Raw genomic sequence first — 25,962 nt, 5'->3', positions numbered from 1 at the left:
AGCGAGGGATCCCGTCAACACTCTAAATCCTTCGCTCACGCGTCGGGTTGCGATAAAAGCGCTGGCTTCAAAACGCGTCAGCGAGGGACCCCGTTAACGCGTTGAATCTCTCGCCAACCGGGCGGTTGATTTGACAAGGGTCGCCTACCGCCGCAACACGGATTCAATCAACACGCTGTCCAGCGCGGGTGTTATTCGCCGTTCCAATCGGGGTCGGCGATCTTGCGATGCATTTCGCCTAGTCTTGCTTGCACGCCTAGCAAGCGCTGCCAGGCACTCAATTTCAGCGTCACACTTTGACTGGCTTCATCGATCTTGGCCGTCTCGACGAGTTTGCAAAGTCGGTGCTGCAGAAAATCCAAGATCTCACACAGCTGCGCTTTTTGGCCAGGGCTGAGGTTGTCGGGGATCGACGGGATCTCGCGGACCGAAGCGATGTCCATTTGGAACGGTGATTTTTCTTGGCTCAGTTCCAGCGCGACCGAGCTTTCCGAGGACGACATCTCGCGAGACATCGTCGGGTTTTCACTTCCCAGGGCCGCCAGTCGGGCCGCGATTTCTTCTTCCGATCCGACCAGCATCAAACTGCGGCCGACCGAGATCAGGTCGCCGCTGCGCAAAATTTTCAGGGGATATTCGACGCCGTTGACTTTGGTACCGTTGGTGCTGTCTAGATCTGTCAGCACCAACCGATCGTTGTCTCGTTGGATTTTGAAATGGCATCGGCTGACGCGCTCGTCGTTCAACTGGATGTCGTTCACCTCTTCACGTCCAACAGTGAACGGTGGCGACAATTCGGCGAAGACTTTTCCGCGGTCAGCGCCGTGGAGAACTTTCAACGTCACACCCGACATGGGCAGACTCCGGTATGAAAAGGAGCGAGTAAGGTCTGGTGCCTTGCAGCAATACTATATCTGGTCAAACGCGAGACGTCTGCCAGATTTTTAAACGACTTGGGCAATCACGCATTTCAAATAATCACTTTCCGGACAACCGACTGCCAGCGGGTGATCCGGTGCCGGGCCGCGATTTTCCAAGACGATGATGTCACGCCGCCGCCGTCGTCCGGCATCGACTAGCATGTTCAAAAACTCGCTCCGTGAAACCCGTCCACTGCAACTGCAGGTGACTAAGATACCGCCCGGCGGCAGCAAGTCGATTGCTGTACTGTTGAGCCGTAGATAGGCTCGCAACGCTTGATCAACTTGATGGCGCGAGCCTGCGAACCTCGGGGGGTCCAGGACTACCGCATCAAATTTTTCGGCATCATCGGCCAGCCGCTTGAGCGCGTCGAAACAGTCGTCTTGGATGAACGACATCCGCTCGGCCACCCCGTTCCGCTGGGCCGATGCCTGTGCCGCGGCGATCGCCGCGGCGCTGGAATCGACTCCGGTCACACTTTCGGCGCCGTGCTTGGCAGCGACCAGTCCAAATCCCCCGGTGTAACAACAGACATCCAACACCCGCCGTCCGGCCATGTAGCCCGCCGCGGTGGCGTGGTTGAGGCGTTGATCCAGATAGCCGCCGGTTTTTTGACCACCAACCAAATCGACCGACAGATCCAGCCCGTTTTGGCGATATTCGACCGGCGCTGTCAGCGGCGCCCCCTCGATCGCCAGGGTCCCCGCTTCCGGTTCCAGCCCTTCGTATTTGGCGGTTTTCTCGTCCACACGGACCACGATCTGACGGCTGCCGCAGACCTTGGCCAGGTGTTCCAGAATCGGCTGCCGCCACTTCATCAGCGCCCCGGCGGTGAATTGCACGCCCAGGCAATCGGCGTAGCGATCGACGATCAACCCACTCAATAAATCGGCTTCACTGAAAATCAGCCGTTCGGCTTGGTCGGCGTCGGCTTTGCCAGCCAATGCGCGCCGCGCGATCGCCGCGTCGATGCGGTCGGTCCACAATTGCTCGTTGATCTGAATGTTGCTGTCATAGGCATACAGTCGCACCCGCAAACGGCTGTGGGGGTTCACCAGGCCGCGGCCGAGAAAATTCCCATCCATGTCGACCAAATCGACCACATCACCGCTGCGGAGTTCGCTGCCATCGCTAAATGGCCCGGGGGTGTGTTGCTGCTTGCGGTCGCTGGATTTACCGGAATCTTTGCCGGAATCGCTGAGCAACGCATGGGCGTGAACCCATGGGTGACGCGACAGAAACGGAAATTGGCGGCCCGGTTTGACGCGAAGCTGGCCGATGGTGGGTTGGGACACGTGCGGTGTGAATTGGAGGTTTTAAAATGCAGGGAGCACTAGCAGAATGACCGATGTTCGCCAGGCTGGCCAGTCAGGACAGCGTAAATCCGTCGGCAGACCGGCCTCGCAGCAGGCCAGCTCCACCGAGATTGACTGTGGCTGGGCTCTGTGAAGCCCGGTCGTCCGCGGGGCCATCGGACCGGCCTCGCAGCAGGCCAGCTCCACCCGGGGGCAGGCCTCTGCCCAGAAATTGCGGGCCTGTGATGGTCCTTGGGGTGCAGTCAATCACTTGATCGGCCGATATATTGTGCGGAGAGCTAATTGCTGAGAGGTTCCCGTTACAGAAAGGTTTTTGAACATGGCTCACATCGTCGCCGAACCCTGCTCGGGTTGCAAATACACTGATTGCGTTGTCGTCTGCCCCGTAGAATGCTTCTACGAAGGCGATCAGATGGTTTACATTCATCCCGAGGAATGTATCGATTGCGAGGCCTGTGTGCCCGAATGTCCGGTCGAGGCAATCTTCCACGAAGACAATTTGCCGGAAGAGTGGAAAAGCTATATCGAGCTCAATGCGACGCAGTCGGAAGAGTGCGAAGTGATCACGGAAAAGAAAGAGCCGCTGGCGGATGATTGATTCACAGTGGTGAACCCGCAGCATCGCAAACACAAAGCCTCGTCGGTCCATTAACCGACGAGGCTTTGCTTTTTTGATTCTGAAACCGAACGGCCAATTTCACCCGGCCGCTGGCAGAAACGTTTTCCAGCAGTGGTAGCGGGGATCCTGAACCGAGTGCGTGACCAGCGGGTTGAACCGCGGTTTGGCCGGATGGGTCCGCAATTTCATGCCGGCCTGCTTGGGCGTGCGACCACCCTTGCGACTATTGCATCGCAGGCAACAGGCCACAATGTTCTCCCAGGTCGTCGGTCCACCCTGACTGCGTGGGACGACGTGATCCAGGCTGAGTTTGTTGGTCGGATAGTCTTTGCCGCAATACTGGCAGGTGTGCTCGTCGCGGGCGAACAAATTTTTGCGATTGAAACGCACCGTTTGCATCGGCATCCGGTCAAAACGCGTCAGCCGAGCGATTCGTGGCACCTGCATTTCGAATCCGACGGCCTGAATGAAATCGTCATCCGGTTGTTTCTCCAGCGAATTCAATTGGCTCATTTCACACCAGCTTTCAAAGTCATAGCTGATGAACTGGCCCGCTTCGTGACTGATCACTTCGGCGCATTGCCGATACAGCAGCGTCAACGTACGCCGCACGTCGACCACACGAATGGCCATGTAAAAACGGTTCAAAATTAGGACGTGGCTATCAAGCAAACTCTGACTCATCGCAGCGAAATCCTTGCACTGGTTGACTAGCCGTCTGGCTAGCAGGGTGACACGATCGGGATGAAACAATTGCGTGGTGAGCGGCATGGCGTCACGATGGCTCGTTTTGACGCCCACATTCTAGGCGACGCCGACGCAGCAATGGGGCACCGATCGCCGCATCACGCCGTCGGAACGTTCGACTTTCGCGGAACCTTCATCACATCTTTCCGCTCGATTCACCGCCCGTTGGCCGGGCTCGCCCCAGTGGGACACTTGGGCACCGCCGCCGGGTTCGCAGTCGGTCGGCGACTCTCACTGGGCTCTGTGAAGCTCGGTCGGGAACCCCCGTCGGCAGCATGATTTGGCCGTTGACCTCACCGTCACGCTTTTCGTACGGTCGCCGGCGCACCGTCACCCCTGGATTCGATCGGCCTTTGCAATTGCTAGCGATTGCGAGTTCCAGCGGGACCTTCGAGAAACCACTTCATTCCCCCACTCCGCGCACCTCCCTGCACCAATGCCTCAGATCCGCCGCAACGCAGATCGCCGGCGCCGTGTGTTGTACCAATCACACACCGCCCCTCCGACACCGTCGACGCCGGCCACCCGTCGCGCGGCCGAGGAGTTGCGGGAAGCGCGTCAGCCGGCCAAGGAATATGGTTCGCGCGTGCATCGCCGCTTACGCGGGCGCTGGTTTTCCCTGGTCCCCGTCTCGCGTTTGGCGATGACGATTGTGGCCACGCTGTTATTGATCGCGCCGGCCGGTATGGCCGTGCTGCATCACCTGGCCGTGACCTGGCCCCGTCTGGCATACAACGAATCGCTGGCGCGACCGCTGCGAATTGATCGACCCGACAGTTTTGCGGCTTGGTGGTTGTCGATGGTGTTGGTGTTGGCATCCGGTGCGATGCTGCTGATCTATCAATTGCGCCGCCATCGCCGCGACGACTATGTCGGCCACTACCGACTGTGGCGATTGTCGCTGATCGTGATGTTGATCGCCAGCGTTCACTGGACCGTTGATCTGGTCAGTTGGCTGGGCGCGTGGATGGATCTGGCGTTGGGTGATCGCGCCGCGCTGTCTGGCGCCAATTGGTTGCGATTGGTGTTGGACGTCGGCGGCATCATCTTGTCGATGCGGTTGGTGGCGGAGGTCTATCGATGTCGTGGGGCATTGTTGGCGATGGTTTCCGCAGTCGCCTGTTTAGGGTTTTCCGAAGCGGCGCATTGGCGTCTGTTGTCGATCGACAGCATGTTCGAATCGACACTTGTGATCGCAGCACCAATGATGGGATTTTCGCTGGTATTGGTCGCCGCCACGATCTATTTGCGACTGCTGTACCGTCAAGTTAGAAACATCAGTGATGGGCCGACGATGCGCGAACGCGTTGCCCAGTGGGCGGCAGACCGCGGCCGAGACGAATTTGATTCACAGTCCTTGGATTCGCAAACCGAGGATCAATCCGCGACCGAGTCTGCGCCAGCGCGGCGCCCCGAACCTCCCGCACCGCGCCCCCAACCCGCGGCCAAACGCGCTGCCCCGCAGGACGACGAAGACGAAGAGATCGACGATGCGGTGGCCGACGACGAACCGAAACTCAAAAAGCCGGGATTGTTTTCACGGCTCCTGCCACGCCGCAGCAAACCACTGCCAGCGGATGATGACGAGTCGTCTGAATCCACCCAGTCAAGTTCCGTTTCGAGTCGACCGCCGGCTACCGATCCGGAACCCGATCAAGACGACGCGCCTGAAAAACCTTCCCGCCGCTGGTTCGGTCTGCGGGCTGCCAAGCCACCGACCGACGTGGATGCCAGCGATGCAGAAGACGAATCGTCCACCGACCCGCCGGCAGCAGAGTCGGCAGCGGAGCCGGTGGCGAAAAAGAAACGGCGTTTCTCGCTGCGGCTAAAACCACAGCCGACGGAAACCGCCCCCCAGGAATCCGACGATCAGGCGGACGAAACGTCGGTCAATGACGATTCATCGGACGACGAATCAGGGAGCAAAAAGAAAGGCTGGTTCGGCGGATTGTTCTCGCGGAAAAAATCCGTCGACGATTCGCAGGAGGATGACGATGCGGCGGAGGATTCGGCCGACAAATCGTCGTCTGCTGCGGTGCGCCAAAACGGCGGGACGCGGAGCGGCGGACCGTTAAGTGCCGCGTCACGATCGCAGCGACCAGCGACTCCGCAGTCACAATCGAACGGGGATTCAGCGGACGATCCCGACCAGATTGACCCTGACGATATCGATTGGGAATCGATGAACAAATCGGAACGCCGACGGATGCGAAAGCAACTCAAACGCAGTGGCCAAGCGGCCTAGCCCCGGTTTTCCACGACATTTAACCTGCCAGAAAACATTCTGTGCGAATCAGCCGGCACGCACGTTGGCGTCCGCTTCCTCGGGCTATGCACTGTCTATAACGAGGAACCGTGAGCTCGCGACCAACGCGTCGTACCCTACGTATCGAACGTTGACGCACCACCGGCCGTTGCCGCCCTTCGTCATCCAGCGTGGCGCTGATATTGTGTCGCGGTTGATTCCCCCTCGAACCGCTCCGATTTCGCTGCCATGATCCGTACCCGTTTCGCCCCCAGTCCCACCGGCTACCTGCATATCGGTGGCGTCCGCACCGCCCTGTTCAATTGGTTGCTGGCCAAACAATCTGGCGGCCAATTCATTTTGCGGATCGACGACACCGACGCCGGGCGGAATGTCGACGCGGCATTGCAACCGATTTTGGACGGTTTCAAATGGTTGGGGATGGACTGGGACGAAGGCCCCGAAGTCGGCGGTCCGCACGGACCCTACTATCAATCCCAGCGGATCGAAATCCACAAAGCCGCGGTCGCCGAATTGTTGGCCAGCGGGCATGCCTACCGCGACTACGCGCGGCCGGAAGAATTGCAGGCCGAACGTGAGGCAGCTGAAAAACGAGGCGAACGCTTTTTTTACGATCGACGCTGGATGGCCGCCGATGATGCCGCCGCGAGTGCGATGGAGGCTGAGGGGCGACAGGCGACGATCCGTTTGAAGATGCCGCGCGAAGGCAATTGCGTGATCGAAGACCTGGTGCGTGGCACCGTCACGGTGGCTTGGGAAACCGAGCAAGATCATGTGATCGCGCGGACCGATGGCAGCCCGCTGTATCACTTGGCCAGCGTGATCGATGACCATGCATTTGGGATCACCCACGTGGTCCGCGCCGAAGAGCATTTGCCGAACACGCCGCGGCAGATCTTTATCCTCGAATCGTTAGGGTACCCACGCCCGCAATACGCGCACTTGCCATACGTCGCCGAACCCGGTGGCACAGCCAAACTCAGTAAACGCAAGCTATCGAAGTATCTGAAGAACAAAGGGTTCGCGGATCTGCTTGCCCACGGCCAACGCATAGCCCAGCGATGCCAGATCGAAACTTCCGAAGACACGTTCAATCCCGTCATCGTTGATTTCTATCGGGAGATCGGTTTCTGCGCCGACGCGCTGCTGAACTACCTGCTGTTGCTCGGCTGGTCCCTGGACGGAGCACGGGAGAAATTCACGGTCCCCGAAATGATCGAGTTGTTCACGCTCCAACGCGTGACCAAATCACCCGCATCGTTCGATCCTCAGAAACTGCTGGCCTTCCAATCCGACCACTTCGCCGGGTTGTCCGACGCCGATCGCCTGGCCGCTGTCGCCCCGTTTGCCATTGGTGCCGGATTGGTCCAATCGGCTGATGAACCCGTGCTGGCGAGTGTCGTCGCCGCCGCCGGTGACCGATTGAAAGTCGCCGGGGACATCATCGATTTCGATTACTGTTTTCAAGACCCGATCGAGTACGAGGCCAAGGCGTTTCAAAAACGGATCGTCAAACCAGATGATGCGATAGGACTATTGCAAGGTTTTCGCGATGTCGTCAGCGCGGCCGAATCGTTTGACGCTGCCGCGGCCGAAAAGCTGTTGAAGGACTACTGTGAATCGGCAGAAATCCAGATCGGACAAATCATCCACGCCGTGCGGGTGGCCGTCACCGGGACCGCGGCTGGATTCGGCGTGTTTGATACACTGGCGATTCTCGGCAAGCAGCGGGTGATCGAGCGGATCGAAAACGCGGTCAAAAAAGCCGCAGATGCTTGATTTCTCTGCTGTTTAAGCTCAGGCTAATATTTTGACGCTTTTTTGACCATCGGATGACTCAGGTCCGTCGGAACCATGAAATACACGCTGCTACTGATCTCAACGATTCTTCTGATGGCCGGCTGTTCCCGCGAGCCGCGCGAGTATGTCGCGACGTTTGAACCGAACTTGGTTCAATCGACAAAGTATTCTCTCAAAGACGGCATCCCGATGGAAACGATGAACCAGGCGTCTCAAGATGCCAAATGGATCGTCGATGGCATGTTCGGGACCCCAGACGATCCGAAGTTGCCGGCGATTTTTGCCGAGGACGATTTTGCCGATCTGGTGTCGATGGAGCGAATCAAGCACGCCGCCGGTCCGGAAACCACGACCAGCGGGCTGTATCGCAAACATTGTGTCAGTTGCCACGGCGTGACCGGCAATGGGCGGGGCGTGAATTCGGCGATTCTGGATCCCTATCCACGCGACTACCGATTGGGCATTTTTAAATTCAAATCGACCAAACGCGGTGCCAAACCGGTTCGCGAAGATTTAGCGCGATCGATCCGTCACGGGATCGACGGGACGGCGATGAAAAAGATTCCCGAACTGAATGAGGAAGACGTCCAGGCCTTGGTCGATTACGTGATCTATCTCTCGATCCGCGGCGAATTGGAACGCACTCTGATTGATGATGCGATGTTCGAATTGGATTTGGCAGGCGGTGATCGCATCGTCAATCGTCAATTCGGTGACGAATTGGCTGCCCCCGGTCGCGAAGATCAAATCAACACCGAAATCAAAGCCTGGGAGGAAGCGGACAAACCCGAAGACGATCCCCGTGCGAAGCTGGCGGACCAGTTGGACATGTACCAGGAATCGATGGAGATCGCCGACGATTTGGTTGCCGATCTAGCCGACGCCTGGTTGGAAGCCGAAGACGATGTGATCGAAGTTCCCGAGCCGCCGGCCGAAATTCCGGTCGCCGATTCCGATGCGGAGTTCGTCAAACTGCAGAACTCAGATCAGGCCGACGCGCTGGCAGCGTCCATCAAACGTGGGCAACAAGTCTTTACCGGCAAGGTGGCTTCGTGCAGTAAATGCCATGGCGAAAAAGGTCACGGCGATGGCCAGAACAAGGACTACGACGACTGGACCAAAGATTGGACCTCACGCGTGGGATTGAACCCCGAAGACACGGATTCACTGATTCCCATGATGGCTCGCGGCGCGATGCCGCCCAAGAATGCGCTGCCCCGTAATTTCACCGAGGGTGTGTTTCGAGGTGGTGGAACCTCAGCCGATCTCTATCGCCGCATCCTGACGGGAATCGAAGGCACGCCGATGCCCGCGTCCACGTTTGTTCCTGGTCAATATGAACAGGATGACATCTGGAATCTGATCAACTTCGTGCGCTCGATCAAAGAGCCCAGCGAAGATCCGTTGGCCCCGGCCAGCGACACTGCGGACGAATCCACTGCGGACCAGCCCGCAACCGAACAGCCCGCCGAAGCCACCTAGGCGCGGATGGTTCATGACGTTGGCATCGATCGGCGCAAGTTCATCGTTGCCAATCAGCCGGCACGCGCGCCAGCATCCGGTTCCTACGACGATGCAATCTGAATCACCAGCAACCGTGACGCTGGCGTTCAACGGTTGATGAATCATTGCTGAAAACTTCGGTGGCCCCGGCAAGTTCTCTCCGGCTTGCGTATTCGGCGTACTTTTGCGACTTTGCTGCATCGGGACGCGCCCATTGCGCTCCAACTTTCCCTTCGCCGATCTGACGCCATGACCGACACGTCCACTTCCAACGCCAATGAATCGCCTCGTCCCAGCAAGCACTTCATCGAGCAGGCGATCGATGCAGACCTGGCCGCAGGAAAAATCAAAGGCGTTCACACTCGGTTTCCGCCCGAACCGAACGGCTATCTCCATATCGGACACGCCAAAAGCATTTGCTTGAATTTTGGATTGGCCCAGGCATACGGTGGAACGTGCAACCTGCGTTTCGACGACACCAATCCGTCCAAGGAAGAAACGGAATACGTCGAATCGATCCAAGACGATGTCCGCTGGTTGGGATTCCAGTGGGATTCCTTGCACTACGCCAGCGATTATTTCGACCAACTGTACCAATGGGCCGAAAAATTGGTCCTCGATGGTTTGGCCTATGTTTGTGATCTGGATGCCGAACAAACCCGCGCCTACCGTGGCACGTTGACCGAACCGGGGAAAAACAGTCCCCATCGAGATCGGTCGCCGCAAGAAAACTTGGAACTACTGCGGCAGATGAAAACGGGCGAGTTCCCCGATGGCAGTCACACGCTGCGGGCCAAAATCGATATGGCGTCGCCCAATTTAAACCTTCGCGATCCGGTCATGTATCGCATCATGCGAGCCCATCACCATCGAACCGGTGATGCCTGGTGCATCTATCCGATGTACGACTGGGCGCATGGCCAAAGCGACTCGATCGAAGGCATCACCTATTCGATTTGTACGCTGGAGTTTGAAAATCATCGACCGTTGTACGACTGGTACTGTCAGTCGCTGGAAATTCATCATCCGCGGCAGATCGAATTCGCGCGGCTGAACATGACCTACACCGTGATGAGCAAACGAAAGTTGCTGCAATTGGTCAAAGAAAACCATGTCAACGGCTGGGACGACCCGCGAATGCCGACGATCAGCGGGCTGCGACGGCGAGGCTACACGCCGGAATCGATTCGTGGTTTTGTGACCGATGTCGGCGTGGCGAAATTCAACAGCACCATCGATGTGGTGCGATTGGAGAACGCCGTTCGCGAGCACCTGAACCGTGTCGCCGAGCGGCGGATGGTGGTAATGGATCCGATCAAACTGACGATCACCAATTGGCCCGCCGGCGAAGTGGAAATGGTCGATGCGATCAATAACCCCGAAGACGAATCCGCCGGCGTGCGTCAAATTCCATTCAGCGGTTCGCTACTGATCAGCCAAGACGACTTCCAGGAAGATGCGCCGCGAAAGTTCTTTCGGCTAAAGAAAGGCGGCGCCGTTCGCCTCCGCAGTGGCTACATCATCGATTGCCATGACGTCGTCAAAGATGATGACGGAAACGTGATCGAGATCTTGTGTACCTACGATCCCGAAACGAAATCGGGTCAAGACAACTCCGGTCGTAAAGTCAAAGGAACGATTCACTGGGTCAGCGCCCAGCAGGCGGTGCCCGTCACCGTACGCAACTATGACCGACTGTTCGCCGTTGAAAATCCAGACCGCGTCGAGGAAGGGAAAACATTTCTCGACCATTTGAATCCCGATTCATTGTCGGTCACACAAGCGTTTGCCGAGCCGGAGATCAAATCGGCCACCGCCGGTGACCGATTTCAATTCGAACGCTTGGGCTATTACGTGGTCGACGCGGACAGCTCAGAGAGCGAACTGGTTGTCAATCGGATCGTTCCCCTGCGTGACAGCTGGGGCAAAATGGTTGCCAAGGGAAAAGCAAATTAGCGAGACAGCACCACGCCAAGATTTCTGCTGTGGCTGGGATCGATTGAGCCCCGGTCTGGCGGCAGGGCTTTGAAGCCAGCGCTTTCTAAAGCCCAGCGGGCGACAAAATGACTGCCGGCGGCGTCAGTCGCCGGATACGGAAAGAGATGAGCCCCATAGCCCGGAGGGCGACACAATGATGCAACGCTGCGTGAGACCATGTGCCGCCCTCCAGGCTGGCAAATGTGCAACGTTTAAACGCGCGAGAGAGGGATCCCATTAACATCCTAAATCCCTCGCTGACGCGTTTTGAAGTTGCGCACCTATCGCAACCCGACGCGTGAGCGAGGGATTTATCCGGTTGATGGGATCCCTCGCTGACGCGTCGGGTTACCAAAGGACATTGCCCCACGCAAAAGCGCAACTTCAAAACTGACACGTCGGGTTACCGTAAAAGCGCAACTTCGAAACTCACGCGTCGGGTTGATTCACTGGGACGAAAAAGATGTGGAATGACCTTGCCGAAACGTTGGATGATCTGCAGCGCCGTGGGCGGCGGCGACGTTTGCGACGCGTCAAAATCGAGGGCGTGCACCTGATCGACGACCAGCGTCGACGTTTGGTCAACTTTGGCGGCAACGATTATTTGGGCTTGGCCGCCGAATTGGCGTCAGCGATTCCTGCTGTTGGATCGATGGGGGCGACCGCAAGCGGACTGGTTTGTGGATGGACCGAGCGTCACCAACAGTTGGCCCAACGGATCGCCGACTTGGAACAAACCGAGTCCGCAGTGATCTTTCCCACCGGATTTGCCGCCTGTTCGGGCACCGCTGCCACGCTCGGACGTGAGCGTGATTTGATCCTCAGTGACGCGCTAAACCATGCCTCGTTGATCGATGGTTGTCGATTGGCCAAAGCACAGTGCATCGTTTATCCACACCGCGACGACCAAACTGTCGGGCGGATTTTGGCCGAGCGTCGAGGAGAATTCGACCGCGTCTGGATCGTGACCGATTCGGTATTCAGCATGCACGGCCACGTCGCCCCGCTCGAACAGCTGTGTGACCTGGCCGATCAATACCAGGCCACGGTGGTTGTCGACGAAGCCCATGCCACCGGCGTGTTGGGCGAGACCGGAAGCGGAGCGTGTGAAGCTCTGGGCGTGAAGCACCGCGTACCGATCCGAATTGGCACGCTCAGCAAGGCGCTCGGCGGTCAGGGCGGTTTTGTTGCCGGGCCGCAGGTGGTGATCGACTACCTGATCAACCATTGCCGACCGCTGATCTTCAGCACCGCACTTTCATTGCCGGCGGTCGAAGCAGGGATCCTGGCGATCCATCAAATCGACACGCAACCCCAGCGCCGGCGGCGGGTTGGGATGTTAGCTCGACAAGTTCGCCAGGCACTGGGGGGACGTTGTGACGGGGTTGAATCGGGCGTGCCGATTATACCGATCGTGATCGGTGCGGACCAAGCCGCGGTCGACGCGTCGCAACGGTTGTATGAATTAGGCATGTTCGTTCCCGCAATCCGCCCCCCAACTGTACCCGAGGGCGAGGCGCGATTGCGAGTTTCTTTGTCGGCCGAACATGATGATCAAATGATCCTGCGGCTGATTGACGCTCTCAAGAAACTCTGATTGCACGCCATCTTTGCGTGTTTCACTTGACTCTGTGCTCAAGTGACCAACGCTTCACAAGAGAATTCCAGGCCGATCAATGGCGACATTGATGTGGTGATGGACGTGAGGCCGGCGAACCGGCTCTCGCGAAACGGCAAGCCGACCGCGAGGTCGTGCACGCAAAGTGACGGATCTCTGTCCCAATGACTGGGTGGAGATGGCCGCATTACCGAACGAATTGAAACCACGTCCCTTTCAGCCGCCGTCCATGTGATGGCGTGCCGGAGTTTACTGATGCCCGCTACCCGCTCGTCCACCGGTGCGCCTCAACCGACGCATTCACGTGCCCGAGACCCGGTCCGCACCGTGTTGGTCGCTGATGACAGCCAGACGGTCTTGCGGTTGATCGGTCGCACTTTGCGCGATGCCGGTTACGACGTGGTGTTGGCCAACGACGGTCGCAAAGCGGTCCAACAGGCGCTCGAGCAACAGCCCGACCTAATCGTCTTGGACATCAACATGCCCGAACTCGATGGCTATGGCGTCTGCCAGGAACTGCTGGCCAGTCCGAATTGGGATGCGCAGACGCCCGTGATTTTTTTGACCAGTGCCGAGGCACCGTTTCTGACCACTCTGGGCAGCCACTTGGGCGCCTTTCTGTCCAAACCGACAGAGTCCCACGTCTTGCTCGACTGTGTCGCCGCCTTGCTCGGTCGGTCTCGGCCGTCGACACGCAGGGTCGCATGCAATGTCAGCGGCCAGTACCGGTAACCCATCGCCCGCATTTTCACACAGCATTCACTGATGAGCGAATCGAACAACTCGGAAAGCAAGGAAGAACTGATCCTGTCCGTCGACACATTGGACCAATGGGAAACCGACGTCGATCGGTTTTCCGCTGACATCCGGCGGCGGTTGGCACGGATCTCCGAGGGGACCAGGTCAGCAACCAGTCAGAAACCGAACGATCCCGACCAGCTCTCGAATTCCTAATCACCACCTTACTATTGGCAGCAGCAACTCTGATGGAAAGTGTTTTTCCCAATCAATCTCGCATCGCGAATCTAAGCGACAAGCACTGCGTGTTTCAGTGCGGTGACGTGATGTTTGCGTTGCCCGCGACCACCGTGCGTGAAGTCACAATCATGCCGACGGTTGTCGGCGTACCGCTCAGCCATCCGTCGTTGGCCGGGATCGGCAATTTGCGCAGCGAATTTTTGCCAGTCATCAATTTGGAACCGCTGGTCGGCAACCAAGCCCATCTGACGGCCGAGGTCGGGCAACTGATTGTGATCGAAAGCGCCCTGGGGTGCTGGGCGATCGCAATTGACAAAGTGATCGCCATCGGAGCGATCGAAACGCATCTGGACGCCGGTCAACGCAACGATCAGATGATCTCGGTGTTACTCGGCACCGCGACCTATGCCGGCAAAGTGATCAGCGTCCTGGACGTCAACGGGCTCCAGCGGATCGCTCAACAAACGCTTGAAAATCAGTGGAACGCGTCAGAGAGCGTGCTCACATCTCCTATTCCATCATCTCCAACCACCGCAACGGAGCGGGCTGCTGTATGAAATCGAACGTCACCTTTTTAGCCAGTCATGGACTTGTGGCGGTCGTGGCAACCGCCGCCGCAATGGCCGGTTCATCGCTCTCGCCCGGATTCCAGTGGGTGATCGTTCTGGTCACTTCGTTGGGCGCCGCCGCTGTGGCATCGGTTCTGTTGACCAACAAAATCACACACGGCGTCGAACAGCTAAAAAAGATGCTGCGTGAGCGTCAGCAAACGATTGTTTCCAGTGGGATTCAAGAAATTGACGCACTCGGTTCGACCGTCATGCAGACGTCCAAGCGATACGACGAGATGGAGGTCGTGAGTCGCCAAAATGCTCGTGAGTTGCAATCAATGTTGTCGCGATTGTCCCAACAACAGCGCGATGGCAATGATTCGGCTGACATCGGCGAGTTCAAAGCGATCCTCGGCGGGCTCGGACGATCGCTAAACGATTTGATGAGTCAGGTAGAAAAAGATCTCGTCGAGATCGGGCGATGCAACTCTGACCTGAACAATGCCAAACAGTCCGAAGCGACCTATCGAACCACATCGCTGTTGCAAAATCTGACCAATGGCGTCGAACGCGTCATCGACCGCTGCGGACAACTGCAGCAACAGATCGGAGCGGCAGAAAAATCCGTTGCCAAAGCCATCGAGAAAACCGAACTGTTGTTCGACGGCGTTCAGCGTATCCGCACTTGCAGCGAAACCAGCAAGAAGAAGTTGCGTTCGCTAGGCGACCCCACCCGCCAGATCAGCAACATTGTCGGCACCATCACCGACATCGCCGCACGCACCGAAATGCTGGCTTTGAATGCATCGATCGAATCGATTCGTGCAGGCGAACATGGACGTGGGTTCGCCGTCGTCGCCGAAGAGGTCCGCAAGCTGGCCGAACAAACCGCTCACTCGGCGCGAGAGATCGGCGTCTTGGCAGAATCGCTGGAGATGCAAACCAGCGATTCCATCGCCGTGCTCGCCCGCGAACAAAGTGAAGTCGAATCGGATATCGAAGTCGTGTTGGCAATCCGCGAGATGCTGAACGAATTGTCCCAAGTCACCGCCGCGGGCATGTTTGTGGTTTCTGACCTGTCACAACAAGGTGACCAACAACACAACCTGGTCCAAGGTTTAGCCGGCGGAATCGATTCGATCGCCAACGCCAATCAAGCCGGTCGAAAACGTGCGGACCATGCATCGTGGGCGATCAAGTCACTGGCCAAAACAGCGATCGACTTGGACGTCAGCATTCACCGCTTGCGTGGCTGCACGAACCCTAATTTAGATGCCATTCCCGCCGAGCGCCGACAGTTGCTCGATCTGGTCAATCAATTGCGCAACGACACCAGCGGGGAATCCGGTGGACGCAACGAGGTCGCCGCAGCGGGAGAATCGGTTTAATGTCTATCGAAAACACATCCTCCGATGCGTTCACTCGCCACATGAGTGAATTGCCGATCAATTCGATGCTGGCGGATTCGTCGGCCGATCGCCAACCCGATGCGCGTCGTCGGATGAACGATTTTTCCGATGCCATCGAACTGCTGGCCGAACTCAGCCAAGTCGGATTGGAAGATATCGACGCCAATTTGCAGGACGCCGTCGAATCGCTGGGAAAACTGGCGGATTCGGTGGAAACATCATTGTCGGATTTTAACGACGATGACCCGGATGTGATCGACCTGGTCAACTTTGTCGTTGAAAGCTGTTCAGCGATCCGCGAGGCCGCCTTCGGCGAGAACCAGGGATCAATGGAACCTGGTCAGCTGGAACTGCTGTGCGAGGAATTACAGGTGCGTTTAGAAACGTGCCAAGCCAACGAAGGGTTTAGCGCCAGCAGCGACCGCGACGAACGCGATGGCTGGGGATCGGAAAGCGAAACAAGCGAAAACGATTCCGAAGTCGTCGCGCCAAGCCAAGAAGAAATCACCGCACTGTTGAGCGGATTGCACGGTTCCACCGCTGCCCCGCCGGCAACTCCGCTGGCGGAACCGAGCGACGATGCGGATGACGAACCCGCCGAAGGAGATTTTAAACCGGCCGCACAGAATCAATCGACGGTCACCGTCGCGGGATCATCGATCTGTGTCCCCATGGTCGATGAAATCGAGTTGGATGATGAATTACTAGAAGCATTCATGGACGATGCGACACGTGGATTGGAATCGATGGAGCAGGCACTGTTGGATCTGGAGTCTGCCGACAATAGTGACGGAGCGGTGAAGACCATTGGGCGTGAATTGCACACGATCAAAGGCGCGTCCGCTAGTGTCGGCATGTCGAACATGGCGGCCTACATTCACGAGGTCGAGGAACTGATTCGCCAGACCCAGCAAGCTGGCGATGCGGTCACTCCCGATCTGTTGTTGCCGCACGTCGATATGATTCGCGCCCGCGTCAGCGGTGAAGAAATCCCGAGCGATACAATCACGCAAGACAGCGATAACCAGTCGGATGATCCTGCACCGGCGCAGGAAACTGGCGCGGCGCAGCAAACAACGGTTGCGCGGCAACCCGGCGCGGCGAACCAAATCGTCGCGGCGACAATGCCTGTCAAGCAAAAATCGGTGGTGCTATCTGACAGCCACGGTGACGATGAAACCGTGCGTGTCAAAGCGTCACAACTCAATCGCCTGATGGACATGCTGAGCGAGTTGGTGATGTTGCGAAATCAACGCGACACAGAGATCTCCGAACTCAAAGGCATTCACGACGAACTGATCTACAGCGTGACTCGCATTCGCATGCTGAGCCACGAAGGCGAAGCGTTGCTGACCACCGGCAACTTGACTGACCCGGCATTGGCCGAAGACGGGGTGTCGTTTTCACACTTGAACGAAGTCGCCAACGATGTCATGGAGTCGGCACAGCGGTTGCGTGAGTGCTATCGACCGGTTGCCGACGGAAACCAGGCGGTTTCCCAGTTCATTCGGAACTTCCGTCTGGAATTGGTGCAACTGCGACGGATGCCAGTTTCCGGTTTGTTCCGCCGATTGCACCGCGCGATTAGTGATGCCGCGCGGACCGAAAAGAAACAGGTGCGTGTGGAACTGATCGGTGAAAACACGGGGATCGAACGCTCGTTGCAAGAACGGATTTTTGAACCCTTGTTGCACATTGTGCGAAATTCGGTCAGCCATGGCATCGAAACCAGCGACGAACGTATCGCCAACGGAAAAGCGGGCCAGGGCGTGGTCACTTTACACGCGCACTCCGGCCCGGACCTGTTGGTGATCGAGGTGCATGATGATGGACGTGGTTTGGACTACGACGCGATTCGGCGCCGCGGCATCGAGCGAGGCTTGATTGAAGGCGATAAATCGATCAGTCGCGCCGAACTGGCCCGGCTGATTTTCCATCCTGGATTTTCGACGCGGGAAACTGCCAACCAGCTTTCCGGCCGCGGGGTCGGGATGGATGTGGTCGCATCAACTCTCGAACGGATGCGCGGTTGGGTCGAAGTCGAGTCGGAAAATGGCAGCGGATCCATGATTCGATTGTCGTTGCCGCTGCCTTCGATGATTCAACATGCGATGGTGTTCCGATCGGGCGGACAACTGTTCGCATTGCCGGCACAATCGGTCCGCCGAACCGGCGAATTCGACGCCGCCTGTGATCCGGTCGATCTGAACGAGATCTTGGCGCTGCCCGGGGCCGGCGAGGCCGATGCAGACATGCTGTCGCGTCGTTCGATGATCGAACTGGCAAGTGGTTCGGCCACGGTGGATTCTGGCATGGGCGGAGACTTTGCCCTGCTCGTCGATCGGGTCTTGGGGCCGGAAGAAGTGGTCGTGCGACCGATGCCACCGATGTTGAAATCGCATCCGCTATGCATCGGGGCGACGTTGTCCGGAATGGGTGAAGTCGTGCTATTGCTGGACCCCCGGCAGTTGGCCGAATCGTCCAAGGGCAAATCACGATTGACACGACCGTCAAAATCCGAAGTCCAGACGCGAGCCAAAGAGCAACCTAAAGTTCTGGTGGTCGACGATTCCAAGAGTGCCCGATTGCGTGTCGTTCGCGCGTTGGAGAAATACCCCGTCACGGTCGTTCAGGTCGACGACGGTCAAGCCGCCTCGGAAATGTTGGCCAAAGACACGTTTGTGACGGTTTTCAGCGACATCGATATGCCGCGAATGAGTGGTCTGGAATTACTGCGATCGATCAAGAGCGAACCACGTTTGGAATCGATCCCGGTTGTCATGATCAGTAGCCGCAGCATCGACACCGCAGGCAAACAGGCACGCGAGATCGGAGCCATGCAGTACATCCAAAAACCGCTCCTGCAAGAGCGTTTCGACCATGTCGTTGCGTCCTTGCCGTGGGCCACCAAGTAACACCCCTGTCGTTTTCGTTCTTCCTTCGGTGGCTCGTTGCCAGATCGAAGATCCCGTTCAAATCACTCTTTATTTTCCAGACTTAGAGGAATCAGTTTCATGGCCGAAAAGAAAGTCCTTGTCATTGATGACAGCGCGACCATTCGCAAATTGGTCGACACACACCTGAGCCCCGCCGGCTATTCCGTGATTCTTGCGCCGACGGCAGAGGAAGGCTTGCAATTGGCCGAAGAGGTTCGTCCCGATCTGATCCTGCTGGACCATCAACTGCCCGGCACCACCGGATTCGAAGTTTGTCAGCAATTGGCCGCATCGTCGACGCTGCAATTGATTCCGGTCGTCGTCAGTTCGACATTGCGTAAAAAGGCTTACGTCGAATACGCCGATTTGGACAACGTGGTCGACATGTTGCCCAAACCCTACACCGAAAATCTGTTGCGAACGACGGTCGAGAATGCGATCGAAACGGCCGCCATGATCGTGCAATCGCAAACCAACGGTTCCGCCGTTCCGGAAACGATCGGTGAAACCAGTGAACCGGATTTGGCCGGCCATTTTAGCGTGTTCGGGCTGCGTGAAATCATCGATTTCCTCAGCAACGGACAAAAGCAAGGTGTGCTGGAAGTGGAAGCCGAGCGGTTGCGATTGTGGATCTATCTGGACCGCGGTCGTGTGCAAGGCATCAGCGCCACCGGACTGCAGAGCGAAGAAACCGAACGCATCGTACAACTGTTGCCCGAATCGCTACAAAGTCTTTCCGAAGTGTTGCGTTTGACGATCGCCGGCCGCGGCACCGCCGAATTCGACGGGTTTGTGCAGTTGATGGACAAGCGCGTTTTGGATCCTCGTTTGACGGCCAAACTGTTGCGGTTCCAAGCGGCCATCCTGATCGGAATCGCGATGAACCGCCGGCTGATCGGATACCAATTCCGTGCCACCAGTCAGTTTCCATCGCTGCAACGCGACCTGCCATTGGAAATCAGTTTGATGGGGCTGTTGGTCGAACATTCGCTCTATCGCGACGAGTCGGAACTAGAAGCCGATGATCCGACATTGCGCTACGTCCGCCGTGCGATCCGAGGTCAGAACTTGGATCGTGCCGGACTGTCGGCCAAACACATGAAGATCATGAACCTATTGAGCGAGCCGCGGTCGATCGACGAACTGCAGCAGCGGCTCGGTTGGGAACGCGACGAACTGCGACGCGTTCTGGGCGGATTTGCGTCGGCTGACATCGTGGAATACACCCGCGACGAAAGCGAAGGCAAATTCGTTGCCTATGAAACCAACTCGGTCGCGGCGGCACAACTGCGCAACGAACTGAAACATGCTTCCGAAAAATTTGTCGGCAAAATCGTTCGCGACACTCTGACGTTGCAGCTGTTGGTCAAACGAACCAAACCGGATGCTGTCTTCTTTGCCGTCGACACTCCGCAGAGCTGTGATGCGATTCGCGAGGCCTACACCTCGGCAGAAGAAGCGTTTGGCACCGCCCGCAAGATCGTGTTGGCCCCGGCACAAGTGGTCGACGATCCCAATGTGCCCTGGCAGAAATTGCTCGGTTTTGAACCCGATCAGGTTCTCAAATCGCCGTACAGCTGCGAAACGTTGATCGACACGATGCAGAACCTCGATGCGATTTCCGCCGCAGCACCCTCGTCGGATCCCGTCGCCGCTGCACCGGCAGCACCAGTGGCCCCGATGCTATCGATCGAGACCCCGATTTCGGAGACCCTTTCATGAATCCATCCACCGTCACAACTGCGACCGAGTTCACGCTTCGTATTGCACGCCAAAGCGCGTCGCCGATCGAGCACCGATTGGAGAACGGCCGAAGCGTGTTTGTCGGCACAAGCGATTCCTGTGGTGTTCAGGTCAAAGGTGACCACATCGCACACATTCACTGCTTGATCGATGTCGATGGGGACAGTGTGTCCATCCAGGACTGGGCGTCGGAGGCCGGTACGAAAGTCAATGGCGTCGCGATCGAGGAAAAAACGCAATTGCAAGTCGGCGATTCGATTGTTGTCGGTAGCGTCACGATCGAGCTCGACGGCAAAGCGTCCACGACCGGCCCCAAACCGATCACCCGAAATGGTCGCGTCGTGCAGCCGGAAGTCCGCGAAGAATCTGTCGGGATGGAACATCTGGGTGTGGGCGAGGATAGCGAGCATCAACCACCGGTCGCAGCGCCGCCGCGTTCGGTCAGCGATGTTCTGCAACACATGAATGTCGCCGTCGTCACATCGACAGACGAACCAACCGACGAGGTGGCGCTTGAACCGACGGGTGAATTGACAGCCGACTCCGCTGCCGAATCATCGACCGAGCCCACCGTTGAATTAACGGCTGAATCGACCGTTGAGCCCACCGTCGAACCGCCGGCCGAGACCACACCAGAGCCGACGTTCGACCTGTCAGCGGAATCGAACGCGATCGAAACCGTCGACGACATTGCCGAAGACATCAGCGAATCGTTGTCTGCTAGCGAAGCCCCCAAGCATGCGTTTTCAGCGGAGAACTATGACTGGGATCCCTGTGAGATGGACGATGAACCGGTCGATGCCGAAATCGTCCAACTGCTGAAATCGGAGATCGAAGATCTGCGGATTCAATTGGCCGAACGTGACGAACAAATGGCGTCCATCCGCGAGTGCGATCCGGCACTCAATGGCGCGGACGCTTCCGTCAGCGGCCAATCCGCCGACGATGCATTCGGCAGTTCGGACTTGGTCAATCGCGTCGATGACCTGTTGAACGAATTGGCTGAGCACGACGAACGTGTTTCCACACTTCAAGAATTACTGCACCTGGCTGAAATACAGAACCAAGCGGAACGTGAAGAACGTAATTGCCTGGAAAACTGGGTCGCCGAAATTGAGCAGCGGATCGGAGAACGGGAATCGGAATGGCAAGCCGAACATGACGCACTGCGAGGTCGTTGGGAAGCAGCCTGCCAGGAACGTGACCAGTTTCAACAACGATTGCACACCGCGGCGCAACGCTTCGGCAAATCGGTCGCAGAAGATGTCGTCCCGGACGACACGCTGAAACAATTGCAGCAACAAAATGCCGATCTGCAATCGGAACTCGACAAATCGCAAAAGCAATCCGCATCGCTGACACGTCAAATCGAGCGATTGCAAACCGAAGATCCGGAAGCGTTGCAAGCCGAACGTGCTGAACTGGCTCAGGAAAAAGCCACCGTTTCACGCTTGCGTTTCCAGTTGTCCAAACAGTTGCAAGACATCGACAGTGTCCCAGATTCCAAAGAGCAACCGGATCGTGAATTCGCCTACAAGTTGCAAACTCTACGCGAGCACTTGCGCGAGATTCACGAAGAAGAAAAGACCGAACGAGAACAAAAGGGAGAGTCTCTGTTGGGTCGGATTTCCAGTCTCTGGAAACGTGTCGATGACGAGTATTGAATCGCCAACCCCTGAAAGTCCATGTCCGAACGCAACGAAATGATCGACTCATCGAGTCCGATCACCGGTTCGCCGAGTGACGATCAAGCGAACGAAAGTCTCGACTTGATCGTGACGGAGGTTGACAATTTCGCTCGCGAGTGGATCGGGCGGATCCGTCGGCTGATCCATCGTTCGTCGCAATTGATCGAACGCGAATCGTTGCTTGCCAACGCGATGTCTCGATTTGATCGAGAGAACGCGGAGTTCAACAAGCGATCGAGTGCAAAAGAAGAGGGACTGAAGGAGCAGGCCAAACGGTTGACTGCCGCCTGGCTCGACGTAGAAGTGGAGCGTCGCAAGGCCCTTCAGGGTGCCCGAGCCGCGGTCGCAGTTGCCAAAAAGGCCACGGCGGCGAGCCCCAATCCGGCGGTGGCCGGCGGTCCGGTCGTGCCCGCCCCGGCCGTTGGCAATGCAGCGGCACAGGCTGCGGCAAAGGCCGCCTCGCAAATGCCCGGCGCCCCACAGATACCTCGTGCACCGCAAATGCCCGGTGCTCCACAAATGCCCAACGCCCCGCGGATGGGCCTGCCACCGCAGTCTGATCAAGCCATGCCGCGGACAGTTGCGTCAGGCCCACAACCGCCACCCAAGGTCAAACCGATCGGTGCCACCGGGCCGCAGCCCACAGCGGTGTCGGGGCCGATCGCTCCGGCGCGTCTGGCGCCCGACCCCGAGGCGGCCAGTCGAGACGAGTACGAGCAGGCTGAAGCAGCGTCGCGACAGCGGATCGAAGAATTCAAACGGATGCAGCGTGCCATCCACTCCAACCGAAACACGTAAACCATCCATCCGGAGTCAATCGTGACCTTTGCAACTTTATTCAGCCGGCCGCTGAACTATTTTTTCGCCGCAATTTCGGGCGACAAAATGAATCAGCCTGTCGATCCGTCGCTGACATTGGACTTTCCCGATGCACCACCCGACATCCGCAAGATGGTTCGCGATCGTCAGTATGCAAAAATCGTCCGCCCTCAAGACGGAGTCCTGTTCGATTCAGAATCGCTACAGTTTGCCTGGAAAGCGATCGATCACGACATGGCGTATGTCCCGGGCGGTTCCGTCACACTGTGCGGCGAATATGCGACCACGTCCGACGAAGGATTCATCTTGGTTCCTCAAACCATCGGATCCTGTGATGCGGAATCGGTCTACCTGGATCGATGGTGCGTGACCAACGCCGATTTCAAAGGCTTTGTCGACGCCGGCGGTTACTCCGACGCTCAACTGTGGCCCGAACACGTGCTGCCCTCGGTATTGCAATTTGTCGACATGACTGGGCGACCCGGGCCGGCACATTGGTTCCGCGGTGCCCCCGACAAGAATTGCCTGGCACATCCCGTGGTCGGCGTGTCCTGGTACGAAGCCAACGCCTACGCGCAGTGGGTTGGAAAACGGTTGCCATCGAGTGCCGAATGGCAGCGCGCAGGGACCTGGGGAAAAACCAGCAGCGACACACTGGAGGAATCCAAGTACCCCTGGGGGAATTCGTTTGATCCCGAATACGCCAACACTTGGGCCTGTGGAAAACATCACACCGTCTCGGTTCACGAATGCACCGGCGGTAACACACCCAACGGTGTGCGCCAATTGATCGGTAATGTTTGGGAATGGATGAACACCCAGTACATCCTCGCAGCTACCGAGGAGATCACGGTTCACCTGACGGACCCGATGGCCGAGATCCGTGGCGGAGCCTTCGATAGCTACTTCCACTCGCACATCTCCTGTCATGGTCGAAGTGCGCAGACGTTGTCCTCCAGGAAATCCAACATCGGCTTTCGCTGTTGTTTCAGTGCCGAAGGATTGGTGCCTCCCGGCGATGGCCAGATCCAATCCGAACCGGTCAACGTATTTGCCTAACACCAAAGCGACCGAAATTCACTCCGCGGACGTTGCCTGTCACCGTCGCGTTCCAACACCCTTCCCTCTTCTCAGTTGATCCGATGAATTCCGCAGAGAGTTACCAGTCAGCACTGGCCTATTCCAACGCCCCACCCTGCGTTTGCTGTGACGGCCAAATGACCACCTTGGACGAGTTTTGCGTCGAGTGTCAAACGCCGGCCGAAATCACGCGGTCGGTTCGCAAACGCGCCACTCGACCACACTTTATTTCGGTGGTCGGCCCCAGTAATGCCGGCAAGACGGTGTTCCTGGGAATGTTGTTGGACATCTTGTGCGGCGGCGCCCGAAAACTAAAAGGCGTTCCCAACGGTGCGTTTTCGATCGCACTGCAGGAACAAGTGATCTCGGCCTTGGAACAACGTCGGTTCCCGGAAAAAACCCCGAACGAATCGGACCTGTGGAAATGGTTGCACTGTGTGGTCACCGATTCATCGGGCAAACAGGTCAAGCAAGTCGATTTTGTCGCGCCCGATTTTGCCGGCGAAGCGATCGCGATGGAGCTGGAACATGCCGGCACCTATCCGGCTGTCAGCCACATCGTACAACGTACCGCGGCGTTCCTCTTGTTGTGCGATTCGGTGGAAGTCCGTGACAACGGTGCTCGTGAAGACCTGTTTGCGATGAAGATGGGATCCTACATCACACAGGAACAGGGGCTATCGGAGATCAGTAAGACGCGGGATTTGACCCCTGCAATCGCAGTGGTGTTCACAAAGTGCGACACCTGCCCCGAAGCCGCGCTTGATCCACGTCGGTTCATGGCCAACAACATGCCGCGCTTCCGCGACTACTGCCAATACAATTTTCCTCGACACGAAGTCTTTAGCGCCAGCGTCGTCGGTTCATCGGCATTGCTCAGCAACGATACCGGCGCCGTCGCGCGGGTTCCGTTTCATATCCAACCACGCGGCGTCATCGAACCGTTGCACTGGGCCATCCAAAACAGTTAAGGCACCGTTGCGATGCAAGTCGACCAAGTCACATACGGGTCTGTGAAACGCCACCGAATGAACGGCTACCAGATCATCGGAAAATCGGAGGGGGTCGATTTGACGATGTCCAGTACGTTCTGTCAGTGGGCACCGTCACACAATTCGCTGGAGGTCGGTCAAGGTCACGCGGCACTCGACGCATGGGGACTGAGCTACTTCCCATTGTCCGAGTTTCATTTTGTCGTCGGCCGATCGGTACACGGCGGCCCCGAGTACAGCGGGCGCGGCGGACTGTCCGTTGTCACCAGCGCATTGGTGATCTCGCGCAAACATCTGATGGGATTTGAATTTCATGCGATCGAGTTGATGCGCACCGCACTCGCGCTGGGCTACCTGATTTTGCCGATCGATCACGATGAAAGTTTGCCGCAGGCCGCCCTGCCGCGACGCCCCCTTCAATTGCCGCCACCCAAAAGCGACTTCATCGATTCCACGCCCGCAAAATTGCCAGACCATGCCGTGCAGTGGATCGCCCGCGAGATCTGTAGTTTGGTCCGCGATGGTCGCAAAGTCATGGTGGCGGGGCATTCTGATCCACTGCCTATCCTGACACAGATGATGGATCAAATGACCCCCACCGAGCGGTCGGAAGCCAGTTTTGCCTGTGGACTCAAAATGTCCAGTCGGCGGGATTTCCGAATCCAATTCACCCAAGAAAAGCTCTCCACCCGGCTGCACAAGGAACTCGAGCGATCGAGCATTGTTCCCATCGACGTGGCCCGGGTTCTGGTTGATAGCAATCCGGTCTCGATTCACTAACTCTCAAGGTGGGACCGACTGCCACTGGCAAGATATAGGGGGGTAACGTTGCGATTTAGCAGTGCCCGAGTTACTATCCGTGCACTATTGCAGCGTCGCTGTCGCCCCCCTCTCTTGTCTTCTCTTTCGGTCTGAACTTGTGCCGCATAGCTTTTTCAGGCGCCTCGCCAATTTCGTTCCTGCCAACGATTCCCCTCGCCATCGGCGCGCGCGACAGAC

At 57.5% G+C, this 25,962-nt stretch carries 21 protein-coding genes and 1 riboswitch; of the genes, 18 read left to right on the top strand and 3 right to left on the bottom strand.

Annotation, left to right across the window (positions count from 1 at the left end):
- Window positions 1-191: 191 nt before the first annotated feature.
- Together NHH03_RS23165 and NHH03_RS28285 are read right to left on the bottom strand one after the other, a co-directional pair.
- Window positions 192-845, bottom strand: coding sequence for an FHA domain-containing protein (locus NHH03_RS23165; protein ID WP_253160164.1), 654 nt, complete (start codon window positions 843-845; stop codon window positions 192-194).
- Window positions 846-944: 99 nt separating this feature from the next.
- On the bottom strand, window positions 945-2,216 hold the full coding sequence (locus tag NHH03_RS28285) for a class I SAM-dependent rRNA methyltransferase (protein ID WP_253160162.1): 1,272 nt from the start codon (window positions 2,214-2,216) through the stop codon (window positions 945-947).
- Between the two features lie 340 nt (window positions 2,217-2,556).
- Here NHH03_RS28285 and NHH03_RS23155 point away from each other — a divergent pair, with 340 nt between their 5' ends.
- A complete protein-coding gene (locus NHH03_RS23155; RefSeq protein WP_253160160.1) occupies window positions 2,557-2,835 on the top strand; it encodes a ferredoxin family protein in 279 nt (92 codons plus the stop codon).
- Window positions 2,836-2,934: 99 nt separating this feature from the next.
- On the opposite strand, the gene NHH03_RS23150 is transcribed toward NHH03_RS23155, so the two are convergent.
- Window positions 2,935-3,540 carry an HNH endonuclease gene (locus NHH03_RS23150; protein ID WP_253160158.1) on the bottom strand — a complete coding sequence of 202 codons (606 nt, stop codon included), beginning with the start codon at window positions 3,538-3,540 and terminating at the stop codon, window positions 2,935-2,937.
- A gap of 60 nt (window positions 3,541-3,600) precedes the next feature.
- Between NHH03_RS23150 and NHH03_RS23145 the strand changes: the two genes are divergently transcribed.
- The 17 genes from NHH03_RS23145 (at window position 3,601) to NHH03_RS23065 (ending at window position 25,743) form a co-directional block, all read left to right on the top strand.
- A complete protein-coding gene (locus tag NHH03_RS23145; RefSeq protein WP_253160155.1) occupies window positions 3,601-3,882 on the top strand; it encodes a hypothetical protein in 282 nt (93 codons plus the stop codon).
- Between the two features lie 157 nt (window positions 3,883-4,039).
- Window positions 4,040-5,848: a hypothetical protein gene (locus tag NHH03_RS23140; RefSeq protein WP_253160153.1), complete on the top strand. Its 1,809-nt coding sequence runs from the start codon at window positions 4,040-4,042 to the stop codon at window positions 5,846-5,848.
- Between the two features lie 249 nt (window positions 5,849-6,097).
- Complete coding sequence (gene gltX, locus NHH03_RS23135; protein WP_253160151.1) at window positions 6,098-7,648, top strand: glutamate--tRNA ligase; 1,551 nt, start codon at window positions 6,098-6,100, stop codon at window positions 7,646-7,648.
- A gap of 114 nt (window positions 7,649-7,762) precedes the next feature.
- Complete coding sequence (locus NHH03_RS23130) at window positions 7,763-9,151, top strand: cytochrome c (RefSeq protein WP_253160149.1); 1,389 nt, start codon at window positions 7,763-7,765, stop codon at window positions 9,149-9,151.
- Window positions 9,152-9,421: 270 nt separating this feature from the next.
- Window positions 9,422-11,128, top strand: a complete 1,707-nt coding sequence (locus NHH03_RS23125; protein WP_253160146.1) for a glutamine--tRNA ligase/YqeY domain fusion protein — start codon at window positions 9,422-9,424, stop codon at window positions 11,126-11,128.
- 484 nt (window positions 11,129-11,612) lie between these two features.
- A complete protein-coding gene (locus NHH03_RS23120; RefSeq protein WP_253160142.1) occupies window positions 11,613-12,746 on the top strand; it encodes an aminotransferase class I/II-fold pyridoxal phosphate-dependent enzyme in 1,134 nt (377 codons plus the stop codon).
- Window positions 12,747-12,871: 125 nt separating this feature from the next.
- A riboswitch (cyclic di-GMP riboswitch) is annotated at window positions 12,872-12,962 on the top strand.
- A 60-nt stretch (window positions 12,963-13,022) separates the two neighbouring features.
- Window positions 13,023-13,499: a response regulator gene (locus NHH03_RS23115; protein WP_253160139.1), complete on the top strand. Its 477-nt coding sequence runs from the start codon at window positions 13,023-13,025 to the stop codon at window positions 13,497-13,499.
- A gap of 33 nt (window positions 13,500-13,532) precedes the next feature.
- Complete coding sequence (locus NHH03_RS23110) at window positions 13,533-13,721, top strand: hypothetical protein (RefSeq protein WP_253160137.1); 189 nt, start codon at window positions 13,533-13,535, stop codon at window positions 13,719-13,721.
- 32 nt (window positions 13,722-13,753) lie between these two features.
- Complete coding sequence (locus NHH03_RS23105; RefSeq protein ID WP_253160133.1) at window positions 13,754-14,302, top strand: chemotaxis protein CheW; 549 nt, start codon at window positions 13,754-13,756, stop codon at window positions 14,300-14,302.
- Entirely contained in the window at window positions 14,299-15,684 is a 1,386-nt protein-coding gene (locus tag NHH03_RS23100; RefSeq protein WP_253160130.1) for a methyl-accepting chemotaxis protein, read from the top strand. Before NHH03_RS23105 ends, NHH03_RS23100 begins: the two co-directional genes overlap by 4 nt.
- The gene (locus tag NHH03_RS23095; RefSeq protein ID WP_253160128.1) at window positions 15,684-18,620 is read left to right on the top strand and encodes a hybrid sensor histidine kinase/response regulator; all 2,937 of its coding nucleotides are present in this window, start codon (window positions 15,684-15,686) and stop codon (window positions 18,618-18,620) included. The genes NHH03_RS23100 and NHH03_RS23095 overlap by 1 nt, the downstream gene beginning before the upstream one ends.
- Window positions 18,621-18,719: 99 nt before the next feature.
- Window positions 18,720-20,363 (top strand): response regulator, encoded by a 1,644-nt coding sequence (locus NHH03_RS23090; protein WP_253160127.1) that lies wholly within the window; start codon window positions 18,720-18,722, stop codon window positions 20,361-20,363.
- On the top strand, window positions 20,360-22,048 hold the full coding sequence (locus NHH03_RS23085; protein WP_253160125.1) for an FHA domain-containing protein: 1,689 nt from the start codon (window positions 20,360-20,362) through the stop codon (window positions 22,046-22,048). Before NHH03_RS23090 ends, NHH03_RS23085 begins: the two co-directional genes overlap by 4 nt.
- A 21-nt stretch (window positions 22,049-22,069) precedes the next feature.
- Window positions 22,070-22,870, top strand: a complete 801-nt coding sequence (locus tag NHH03_RS23080) for a hypothetical protein (protein ID WP_253160123.1) — start codon at window positions 22,070-22,072, stop codon at window positions 22,868-22,870.
- A gap of 87 nt (window positions 22,871-22,957) precedes the next feature.
- Window positions 22,958-23,950 carry a formylglycine-generating enzyme family protein gene (locus tag NHH03_RS23075; RefSeq protein ID WP_253160121.1) on the top strand — a complete coding sequence of 331 codons (993 nt, stop codon included), beginning with the start codon at window positions 22,958-22,960 and terminating at the stop codon, window positions 23,948-23,950.
- Window positions 23,951-24,033: 83 nt separating this feature from the next.
- Window positions 24,034-24,942: a TRAFAC clade GTPase domain-containing protein gene (locus tag NHH03_RS23070; protein WP_253160119.1), complete on the top strand. Its 909-nt coding sequence runs from the start codon at window positions 24,034-24,036 to the stop codon at window positions 24,940-24,942.
- 12 nt (window positions 24,943-24,954) lie between these two features.
- Window positions 24,955-25,743 carry a GAP1-N2 domain-containing protein gene (locus tag NHH03_RS23065; RefSeq protein ID WP_261364427.1) on the top strand — a complete coding sequence of 263 codons (789 nt, stop codon included), beginning with the start codon at window positions 24,955-24,957 and terminating at the stop codon, window positions 25,741-25,743.
- Window positions 25,744-25,962 lie beyond the last annotated feature (219 nt).

The organism is Stieleria tagensis (genome assembly GCF_024129865.1).
GTDB classification, from domain to species: domain Bacteria; phylum Planctomycetota; class Planctomycetia; order Pirellulales; family Pirellulaceae; genus Stieleria; species Stieleria tagensis.
Note: the sequence above shows the minus strand (reverse complement) of the source record. Positions and strands in the feature narration are given on the sequence as shown.